This is a genomic window from Nocardia neocaledoniensis, assembly GCF_003182135.1.
Lineage (GTDB): Bacteria > Actinomycetota > Actinomycetes > Mycobacteriales > Mycobacteriaceae > Nocardia > Nocardia neocaledoniensis.
Map to the genome: position 1 here is coordinate 362,706 of NZ_QGTL01000007.1, position 9,705 is coordinate 372,410.

Genomic DNA, 9,705 nt, shown 5'->3' on the forward strand with positions numbered 1-9,705 from the left:
CCTGGAATATCACTTGGACCGCCATCGCCTAAGGCTGCTCGATGAAAGGAAGAGATAGTGTCTGATTTGCTTGCGGTTGCCCTGGATTCCATGAGAATTGCGGCCGCTAAGTGGAGCGAAGGCGCCACGAACCTGAAGGCGGGAGTCGCGACGACGTGGAAGCTTGAAATTGCGTCCACTGAGGCAGGGACCTTCGCTGAAGCCTTGGCAAAATATCAGCCTGCACCAGCCTATTTTCGAGACCGGCTGAGCGAGGGGGTGGTCGTTTTTCAAGACATTGCTACCGTGCTGACGGAAGCGCGTACCACCTATGAGGCAGAAGACTTGACCAATAAGGGCAAGCTGGTAAGGCTCGAGGGGGAAATGTGACGGACGATCGAACGAGTCTTCTCGACAAAGTTTCATATATCAGAGAGAAGCGAGACCGAATAGGGAATCTCCCTGGGAAAGTCGATTCCTACGCAGGACATCTCGTCGCGCACGTGCGGCAAGTCGGGTACGGAGGAGTTGCATCCGCCCCGTTCGGTGTCTTCACCGTCGAAGAAACGGTGGACGAGATATGGAACGAGCGTGACAAGATTAACGCGGCCATTAGGGAGACGTGGAACAAACTCACGCATATCGATGGAGACCTCGAAGTTCCTGTAAAGTTCATCGATGTCGCAAATGAATGGAGAATTCTCCGGGGGAATGTTGTCGCGGCCGGGAATAGCTTCGTGGAGACGTCGCTTACCGGTGAATGGCAAGGTGACGCAGCTACCAGATATGCAGATATGCGACCGAGACAGAAGGAGGCGTTAGACGCCCTCCCTCTGGAGTTTGACAAGATTGCGTCGAGCCTGGAAACGATTGCCTCTTCGGAGCTGACTCTGTATGGCGAGCTGGCCACGAAAGCCAATGACCTGGTTGTCAAAGTCGAGGAAACGGCTGTCGACTATGTGAAATCCGCCCTTGCATTGCTGACGATCGACGGCGCTCTCGGGCAGATAAAGGCCTTGACTACGGTTGTAGAGGCGGCCAATACGTTTATTCTCGCAACCGTGCGAGGAATGGCAGACGCCGCCAAGAACAACATGATCGAGGGCAATAAGATCGCTGAGGTGGTGTCTGTTCAGAAGGGATTGCCGGGCAACAAGTGGCCGACCGGGGCAAAGGCGTCATACGGCTCTGGAATCGGCGGTATTCGTGAGGCGATCGGCGATGCTTCGGTAAATGACGGTGACAAGTCGGACTGGAGTGTTGTCCAATGAGGTACCAATTTGTGGTCTGGGGTGCCGTTGCGATGATGTTCGCCGCCGGATGCTCTTCGCCGCCACCTGCGGAGATGCCTGTGGCTACCACTGCACCGGCTTCGATTACGCAAGGGGAGTTGTGCGGTGAGCTAGAGAAATTCTTCCTACAGGAGTTGCGAGCTGTCGAAGTTCGGGCGATTCCTAATGTTTCGGTTGATGCGAGACTCTCGGGCGGTGGCGTTTGCGAGCTGGCTCAAGATCAGAACGTGATTGGTCATTTCGTCGCGCGCGCCGCGCCGAGCGACACCGACCCGACTGCGGGGCAGGCGGGGTACAAAAGGGAAGACAGGTTTGGCAACGGCGTGTGGGTTTATGATCTTCGGTCCGATCGGGATAATCCATCGAACAAGGTTCGCTTTGCTGTCCGCGTCAAAACATGGAATTCCACACTTGAAATTCTGGACTCTGAAACGAGAACTTCGAATGGTGCCCTGAATTTGACTGATGAAGGCAAACGCAAAGCCGTGCAGTTTCTAACCGTGCTAACGACGAGGATGGCTGCCTGAGGCCGATATGTGCTGATAGGGACTCCCGCGATCCGATCGTGCTGCCGGTGATCCGACAAGGCGCTGCGGAGCCGCACGAATTTCATCACGCCCCGGTTGGGGGCGAATCCTCTGTCTCCGTTTGAATGGTGCTGTGGGATTGCGGTCACCGGCATTGTCCGTGGTCGGGCCGGTGGTTCCTGCTTGGGTGCGATAGCGGTTCGCGAGATGTGCCCATGCGGTCCACGATCGCAAGAGGGGGAGTGTATAACCAACATCACACCCCATCGAAATCCACCACTGCGTTGCCGCAGCCGTTCGGCGACGTGCTGACGAGACGCAGGATGAACGTGCAACGAGCTCAGGTCCGCTCGTGTCCATACGCCGCCAGCGCAGTCGTACCCCTACCCCCTACCCCCTATCCGCTGTCGTCCGCGTCCGGCGGATGGTGGCACGATCGATCGGTCCAACGACGGCAGCAGACCAGGACCGGGCACCGACCGATACGGCACGGCCGTGGAACATGCCGGACGATCCGAGTAGGGGGTTCTGACAAGCGCCTTCAACTCAGCGCCTGCCGACACGGGGCAAGCGAGGACAGGGCTATGACACGATAGGTCGATGAGCGCGAATGCCCAGCTTGTGAACGAGTTCTCGGTCGAGTTGATGATGGACTACGGCCATTTCTGTCTTCACGGTATCGGCGCTGACGACGAGGAACGCCATCTGAATTTGCTCGATCGGGCTCAGGTCGAACCGCCGAGCGCGGGAGACGGCCGGATGGTCGTTGTGACGAGCCCGTACCAATGCAACTTCGGTATGCCGGTGACTGTGGAGATATTCGACGCGCCGCCCGACAACGACGACCGTGAACAGTGGCAGCAAGTCAGCCAAGCGCGTCTACATGTCGGCCCGCGGCGGAGTCTGGTGCTGAGTTCCTCGGTCGATGGTTGGACCGAGGTCTCTCCGGTCGAGGAAGGCGACTACCTGGTCGAGATGGCCGGGCGCGGGTTCGCCGATGACCCCGGCCCGGACGGACCCGCTGATTCGTGGCGCATTCGCCTGTGGCCCGACGACGGCACCGACCCGCTTCCCGCCCAGCATTGGAAGGCACCCACTACCCCCGCGCCGGAAGTCGCTCCAGCCGAGGATGCTGAACAGGAGCGCCGCGAATGGGGCGGGGAGCCAATCCCCGCCCTGGCCGAATTGCCCACCGGCCTCGATTGGGTGCGCTATGACCGCCCCCTTGCGGAAGCTATCGCGGTAATGGACGAACCCGACCTGCGCCGCCTGGCCGCTTTTTGCGCGGTGCGCGCCTACGAATGCGCCGGACTCGCCGAGCTGCCCTGGATCGCTCCCGCGATGGCGGCGCTGCGGGCTGGCGATGAGTTGCCACCGCCGTTTCACAGCATGGGCGCGACCCACAAGCGCTTCGAAGCAGAATTCCCATACGACACCCGCACTGCAACCGCGACGACCGGATCGGCCAAGCAACCGAATCCGTTCGACAACGGACCCATCCACCGCCCCTCCTGTGCGGTCAATGCCGTGTCCTACGCCGTCGAGAAGCCCGACCCGATCATCGCTGCCGTGTTCGCGTTCCTCCTGGCCGCCCGAACCTTCGGGAACGAGGTCGACATCCTGCTCGCTGATATCCGAACCGAGTTCGGGGATCGGATACCGCCTGTGTAGGAGGCCAACGGTGGGCAAAGTGACGGAGTTCCTGCCGGACGTACCGTCACGGATAAGGAGTGTGTAACCGAAATGTGACCCCGGCGAGCTGGGCGAGTTCCTCCCGGCGTAGGCCGGGCACCCGGCGGGTGACCCCGAAGGTCTTCAGACCGATCCGTTCGGGGGTGATCCGATCGCGCCGGTTCTTGAGGAACGTGCCGAGGGTCTCCAACTCCATACCCTCGATCGTAGGGACCGCGCGCGAGGCGAGGGTATCCCCGCGAGGTATACCCGCGGCAGGGGTCTGGCAGGCCGGACCACGCGGTTCGAGGGTTGGGTCATGAATCGACTCCAGACGACGTCCACCGAGCTGCGGGCCTGGCTCGGACTGCTGGTCGTGCTCGGGCCCGTGCTGCTGGTCGCGATGGACGGCTCGGTGCTGTTCCTCGCCATGCCCGCCGTCACCGCCGCGCTCTCGCCCTCCGCCGACCAATCCCTGTGGATCCTGGACAGTTACGGCTTCGCCGTCGGCTCGCTGCTCATCGCGTTCGGCACCATCGGCGATCGCTACGGCCGCAAGCGGTTGCTGCTGATCGGCGCGGCCGTGTTCGGCCTCGGCTCGGTGGGCGCGGCCTTCGCGACCGGCCCCGAACCGCTGATCGCCTTCCGGGTGCTGATGGGCGTCGCGGGCGCCACCCTGCTGCCCTCCGCGCTGGCGGTGCTCGGCACCCTCTTCACCGATCCGCGCAGGCGGGCACAGGCCATCGGGATCTTCGCGGCCACCTTCGCCGCGGGTTTCGCCCTCGGGCCCGTGGTCGCCGGCCAGCTGCTCAGCCGGTTCTGGTGGGGGTCGGTGCTGTTGATCAATGTGCCGGTGGTCGTGCTGTTCCTGGCGTTCGCGCCGATTCTGCTCGGTGAAGTGCGGACGGCGGGGGTGGGGCGCATCGACGCGGCCAGCGTGTTCACGTCGGCGGCGGGTCTGCTCGGGGTGCTGTACGCGGTGAAGCACGCTGCGGCGGAAGGGTTCTCGGCTTCCACGCTGGGGATCGGACTCGTCGGTGCCGCGCTGCTCGGGTGGTTCGGGCGCAGGCAGGGGCGGATCGCGAACCCGCTCATCGATTTCGGGCTGTTCCGCAACCGGGTGTTCGCCATCGCCATCGTCACCGGGTTCCTGCCGCTGGCCGCGTGGTCGGCGACGGCCTACCTCGCCGGGACCTACCTGCAGTCGGTGCTCGGCCTCTCCGTCGCCGACGCTGCGTTGCTCGCCGTTCCCGGCGCGCTGGTCCTCACGGTCGCTGCCGTGGTCACCCCGGCGATCGTGACCAGGATCGGGCGCTCCGCCGCGCTGATCACGGCCCACTTCAGCATCGCCGCAGGCCTGTTCCTGCTGCTGCCGACCGGCCAGCACGGTGGGATCGGCTGGTACCTCGCCGCGACCGCCGTCGCCGGGATCGGCTACGGCATCTCGTTCAGCGTGGTGGCCGACATCGCGGTCGCCGCGGTCCCGCCGGAACGCGCCGGCTCGGCCGCCGCCCTCGCCGAAACCGGCAACGAGCTCGGCAATGCCCTCGGCATCGCCCTGTTCGGCGCCCTGGCCGCCGTCCTGTTCCGCCTGCACGGCCCCGATCTCGCGCCCACCCTCGGCGAGACCCTGAGCCTCCCCGGTGTGGTCCCCGCGACGCTCGATGACGCACGCGCCGCCTTCGTCGACGGACTGCGTGTGGTCGCGCTCGTCGCGGGTGCCCTGCACGCGATCCTGGGTGTGATCGCGCTGCGCGTCCTGCGGGTTGGTGGTGCCGCCGTGAGTGATCCGGTGGGGGAGAAGGAGACCATTTCAGTCGCGGCGCGGTGATGATGGTGCGGCCGCGCCTGATTCGCATGGCTCGCCCCGGTTGTCACGTCCCGGTGCGGAGGCCGTTCCGAAGTGGTGGCCGAGGCGCGGTGGCCGAGAGATCGAGGTCGCGGGTCTACTCGTCGAACGGTGTTTGTCCGAGGACGCACGAGGTGTCCGGGGCCGGAACCTCCAGGTCGATGAGGTAGCGCTCGCGGAGGGTGGTGACGCAGTCGCCCGTCGGCTGGTGGCCGTAGCCGTCGGTGACGACCACCAGTCGTGCGGTGCCCATCGCGGCGGCCGCGCGGTGGGCCGACTCGACCGGGGTGGCCGGGTCGAAGCGGTTGTTGAGCAGCAGGGCCGGGGTGGTGGAGTGCTGGGTCCACGGGCCTGTGTAGCGCTGGGGATAGCCGTCGGTGGGTGCGGGCCAGGCGGCGCAGGGCTGCCGCAGGTAGAGCCAGAACGGCCCGAATACCGGGGCGCGGGTGGCGGATTCGCGTGCGTACTCCGGCCAGCGGTGCGGCTCGCGCGGGAAGGAGTTGTCCGCGCAGGACATCGCGACGAAGGAGTCCAGGAACTCGGGACTCATCTCGGCGGCCGCGAGCACTTCGCGCACCACCCCGGGCGACCCGGCTTGGCCCCGCTCGAGTTCGGCGAGCAGCGCGGCCAGCGCGGGCCAGCCACGGTCCGGGTCGTACAGCAGCGTCGCGTACGCCTGAACGACCTCGCTGTACGTCACCGACACGGCGTCGGGACCGTCGCCGACCCGGATCGGCGCGACCGCGGCTCGTGCGAGCAGTGCGTTCTCCCGTGCCACGAGCGAATCCGCCGGGAAGGCGCACGGCGCCGACCCGGCCGCAGCGCACGGCTCGGCCGACGTGCCCGCGAAGGCGCAGCGCTGGGGTCCTGCGGCGGCGCACAACCGGAGGAACTCCGCGCGGACCTCCTCGGTGCCGAGGGCGGTCGTGTCGATGTGCGCGCGGGTGTCGGTGGTGTAGGCGGTGGGGTCGACGATCGAGGACAGGGCGAGTGCGCGGACCCGCTCGGGGAACAGGGAGCCGTAGACGATGCCGAGGTAGCTGGCGTAGGAACCACCCTCGAAGGTGAGCTGCTCGGCGCCGACGGCGCGGCGCAGCAGGTCGAGATCGCGGGCCGCGTCCACGGTCGTCAGATGCGCGAGCAGTGCGCCGCTGTGCTCGGCGCACCCCGCCGCCAGCGCTCGACTTCGGTCCTCGACAGCCTGGTGCTGGGCATCGTCGACGGGCGGGACGGTCATGCCGCGCCAGAAGTCCGCGGCGGCGGCCGAGCCCGCGAAGCAGCGGACCGGGGCGCTGCGGCCGACACCGCGCTGGTCGAAGGTGACCACGTCGAAGCGTCTGCTCAGTTCGCCGGGGAACATCTCGCCGCCCGCGGCCCAGTCGATCCCGGAACCGCCGGGCCCACCGGCGGCGGTGAACAGGGTCCCGAGGCGACGGCCGGGGTCGCCGGCGGGCTGACGGACCACCGCGAGCTCGAGCGTCGGTCCGTCCGGGCGGGCATAGTCCAAGGGCACGGGCACGCGGGCGCAGTCGTAGCGCCGCAACTCTTCCTCGGCACACGGCGCCCAGGACGGCTGCGGTGTCGGCACGGCGTCGGCCTGCGCGACCAGGTCCGCGGCCGGGATTCGCGACCCATCGGCCGCCACGCAACCGGTCGCGACCAGGCAGAGCGCGGTGAGGATGGCACCGGCGAAGGACTTCATCGACATACGAATGATGCTGTCGCCGAACGTGCTTGCCGTCGTCCTCCGATCGGCGGACCCGGCACCCTGAGATCTATCAGGGTCACCCGAGCTGGGTCATCCCCGCCGCCACGACCTGGGCGACGTCGAGCAGGTCCTCGGAACTGGGGAACGGAATGCCGTCCAGCGCCTGCAGCCGATCGGTGCTGGCGATGGCGAACATGGCCGAGACCCACGCCGCCGCGCAGGCGTGCAGGGTGCTCGGGCGGATCGGGGTGGGCACGCTGGCCTGCAGCACCCTGGCGGTGACGTCGAGCAGTTGGTCGCGCAGGCCGCGCAGCCTGCGCCGCACATCGGGATGGGTGTCGGCCTCGCGCCACATGATCACCCGCAGCACCGAGGAATGGTTGTCGCGCAGGTTGATCGCGGTGTCGAGGTTGACCAGACTCGCGGCCGGATCGCCGGGGGCCACCACGGCGTCGAGATCGTCGAGCGGCTGATCCGGCACCCGCTCGCGCATGAGCGCGGACAGGATCGCGTTCTTGGTGGGGAAGTAGTAGAAGACCAGGCCCTTGGGCACCCCGGCGGCCGCGGCCAGCGCCGCGGTGGGGGTGGCGTCGAAACCCTGTGCGGCGAACAGGTTCTCGGCGGCATCCAGAATGAGTTGCCGGGCGTCGCCATCGCGTCTCGCGTCGCGGCGCCCGACGCGTCGGCCCGGCATCAGTGATGCGGAGCCATCTTGTGCAGGCGCTCGTTCATCGCGGGCAGCGCGGCGACGGCCACCACCGCCGTGACCACCCCGACCACCCAGGCGGTCCAGGACGCGCCGCGGAAGGCGGTGAAGTCCATCGCCCACGGCGAGATGAAGAGCAGGACGCCGAACAGGCCCATCGCGTAGTCGGCGCTGGACATGCTCGCCCTCGCCATCTGGATCAACCCGGTCGCGGCGATGAGGACGCCGAGCACGATGAGGCTCCAGCGGGCGTTGTCGTTGGTGTCGACCCACAGGGGTGACAACGCGGTGAATGCGCCGAGCACAACGGCGAGTAGATCCTGTGCGCGGCTGTCGGTGAACATGGGGGATGCCTCCTCGATGAGACGAAAAATGCTGCTGACCTCGGTCTACTCCTGATTGACCGCCCGGTCGACATCGGAATCGGCACGGTTGGGTTGCGACGTGGGTATCACTCGCGGCCGGGCGCACTGGTACAAACATCTGGGGGCCGTAGTGGTCCCCGACACAGAGACACACAGCATGGGCGGCCGGTCGCCGGCGGCGATGGCTCGCGCGAGCCCGGACGACCCCGCACATGCCGAGAGGACACACGTATGAGCGCGCCCATCGTGATCGTCGGAGCGGGCCTCGCGGGCCTGCGCACGGCGGAGGAGCTACGCCGAGCCGGGTACGAAGGTGGCGTCGTGCTGCTGGGTGACGAGTCGCGCCCGCCCTACGACCGCCCGCCGCTGTCGAAGCAGTTCGTCCGCGGCGAGACCGACGACACCACGCTGCGGCCGCCGGAGTTCTTCGCGGAGAAGAACATCGAGCTGCGCCTCGGGGCCGCCGCCACCGGAGTCGACACGGCCGCGCGCACGATCGCCCTGGCCGACGGTTCCACGCTGGCCTACGACCAGCTGATCATCGCGACCGGGCTGCGTCCGCGCAGGCTCCCGGGGCTGCCCGAGGTCGCCGGTCTGCACGTGCTGCGCGCCCACGAGGACGCCGAGACCCTGCGGGCCGAACTCGACGGCGCGGGCCGCGCGCTGATCATCGGCGCCGGTTTCATCGGCTGTGAACTGGCCGCCAGCTTCCGGGCCGCCGGGATCGCGGTCAGCATGGTCGAGCCGCAGCCGACGCCGCTGGCCTCGGTGCTCGGCGAGCGCATCGGTGGTCTGGTGGCCCGGATGCACCGCGACGAAGGGGTCGACCTGCGCTGCGGCGTCGGCGTCGACACGCTGCGCGCCGACGACGCCGGGCACGTGCGCGGCGCGCTGCTCACCGACGGCACCGACATCGACGCCGACCTGGTGGTCCTCGGGGTCGGCTCGGTGCCGGTCACCGATTGGCTGGCCGGTTCCGGCATCGACCTGGCCGAACCGGCCGCCGGTGGCGGTGTGCTCGCCGACGAGGTGGGCCGCACCTCGGCCGAGGGCGTGTGGGCGGTCGGCGACGTCGCCGCCTGGCAGCACGACAGCGGCGAACGCAAGCGCGTCGAGCACTGGACCAGCGCGGGTGAACAGGCGAAGCTGCTGGTCACCGCGCTGCTCGGCGGCGCGGCCCCGACCGCGGCCAGGGTGCCGTACTTCTGGAGCGACCAGTACGACGTCAAGATCCAGGCCCTGGGCACCCCCTCGCCCACCGACGACGTCACCGTCGTCACCGACGACGGCCGCAAGTTCCTGGCCTACTACTCCCGCGACGGCATCCTCACCGCTGTCCTCGGCGCCGGCCTGACCGGCCAGGTGATGAAGCTCCGCGCCAAACTCGCCACCACCACCCCGGTAGCCGACCTCCTCGCCGCCGCCGGCTGAGGTCGGCAGGCAGGGCAGTCGGCACGGCGCGACCGCGGTCGAGGTCATCGGGGTGGGCAACGCCTTCCCGGTGATCTCAGCGCGGCTGTCAGCGTGACGTCAGGTCCGTGTCAGCACGGCCGGACAGAGTGTGTTCATCGAACGAAGCGGCCCCGAAACCCCGGGGCCACAACCGAA

9 protein-coding genes and 1 pseudogene are annotated in these 9,705 nt (G+C 67.4%); 6 read left to right on the top strand and 4 right to left on the bottom strand.

The annotated features are described in order from the left end of the window. Window positions 1–57: 57 nt before the first annotated feature. The 4 genes from DFR69_RS34130 to DFR69_RS21130 all read left to right on the top strand — a co-directional run bounded on the left by DFR69_RS34130 (window position 58) and on the right by DFR69_RS21130 (window position 3,469). Window positions 58–369 (top strand): hypothetical protein, encoded by a 312-nt coding sequence (locus tag DFR69_RS34130; protein ID WP_146229381.1) that lies wholly within the window; start codon window positions 58–60, stop codon window positions 367–369. Continuing rightward, entirely contained in the window at window positions 366–1,250 is an 885-nt protein-coding gene (locus DFR69_RS34135; RefSeq protein ID WP_146229382.1) for a hypothetical protein, read from the top strand. Before DFR69_RS34130 ends, DFR69_RS34135 begins: the two co-directional genes overlap by 4 nt. Before the next feature lie 80 nt (window positions 1,251–1,330). Further along, on the top strand, window positions 1,331–1,798 hold the full coding sequence (locus DFR69_RS34140; protein WP_146229383.1) for a hypothetical protein: 468 nt from the start codon (window positions 1,331–1,333) through the stop codon (window positions 1,796–1,798). Window positions 1,799–2,398: 600 nt separating this feature from the next. Beyond that, the gene (locus DFR69_RS21130) at window positions 2,399–3,469 is read left to right on the top strand and encodes a hypothetical protein (RefSeq protein ID WP_146229384.1); all 1,071 of its coding nucleotides are present in this window, start codon (window positions 2,399–2,401) and stop codon (window positions 3,467–3,469) included. Window positions 3,470–3,527: 58 nt separating this feature from the next. Here the strand turns inward: DFR69_RS21130 and DFR69_RS21135 are convergent. Further along, window positions 3,528–3,686 (bottom strand): annotated as a pseudogene (locus DFR69_RS21135) (transcriptional regulator); the annotation flags it as partial. Window positions 3,687–3,788: 102 nt separating this feature from the next. Between DFR69_RS21135 and DFR69_RS21140 the strand changes: the two are divergent. Next, window positions 3,789–5,300, top strand: a complete 1,512-nt coding sequence (locus DFR69_RS21140; RefSeq protein ID WP_110039298.1) for an MFS transporter — start codon at window positions 3,789–3,791, stop codon at window positions 5,298–5,300. A gap of 115 nt (window positions 5,301–5,415) precedes the next feature. On the opposite strand, the gene DFR69_RS21145 is transcribed toward DFR69_RS21140, so the two are convergent. From DFR69_RS21145 to DFR69_RS21155, 3 genes are all read right to left on the bottom strand, one after another. Then, a complete protein-coding gene (locus DFR69_RS21145) occupies window positions 5,416–7,026 on the bottom strand; it encodes an alpha/beta hydrolase (protein ID WP_110039299.1) in 1,611 nt (536 codons plus the stop codon). A 76-nt stretch (window positions 7,027–7,102) separates the two neighbouring features. Further along, window positions 7,103–7,720 carry a TetR/AcrR family transcriptional regulator gene (locus DFR69_RS21150; protein WP_110039300.1) on the bottom strand — a complete coding sequence of 206 codons (618 nt, stop codon included), beginning with the start codon at window positions 7,718–7,720 and terminating at the stop codon, window positions 7,103–7,105. Next, on the bottom strand, window positions 7,720–8,076 hold the full coding sequence (locus tag DFR69_RS21155) for an SPW repeat domain-containing protein (protein WP_110039301.1): 357 nt from the start codon (window positions 8,074–8,076) through the stop codon (window positions 7,720–7,722). The genes DFR69_RS21150 and DFR69_RS21155 overlap by 1 nt, the downstream gene beginning before the upstream one ends. A gap of 252 nt (window positions 8,077–8,328) precedes the next feature. Here DFR69_RS21155 and DFR69_RS21160 point away from each other — a divergent pair, with 252 nt between their 5' ends. Further along, window positions 8,329–9,528: an NAD(P)/FAD-dependent oxidoreductase gene (locus DFR69_RS21160; RefSeq protein ID WP_110039302.1), complete on the top strand. Its 1,200-nt coding sequence runs from the start codon at window positions 8,329–8,331 to the stop codon at window positions 9,526–9,528. Window positions 9,529–9,705 lie beyond the last annotated feature (177 nt).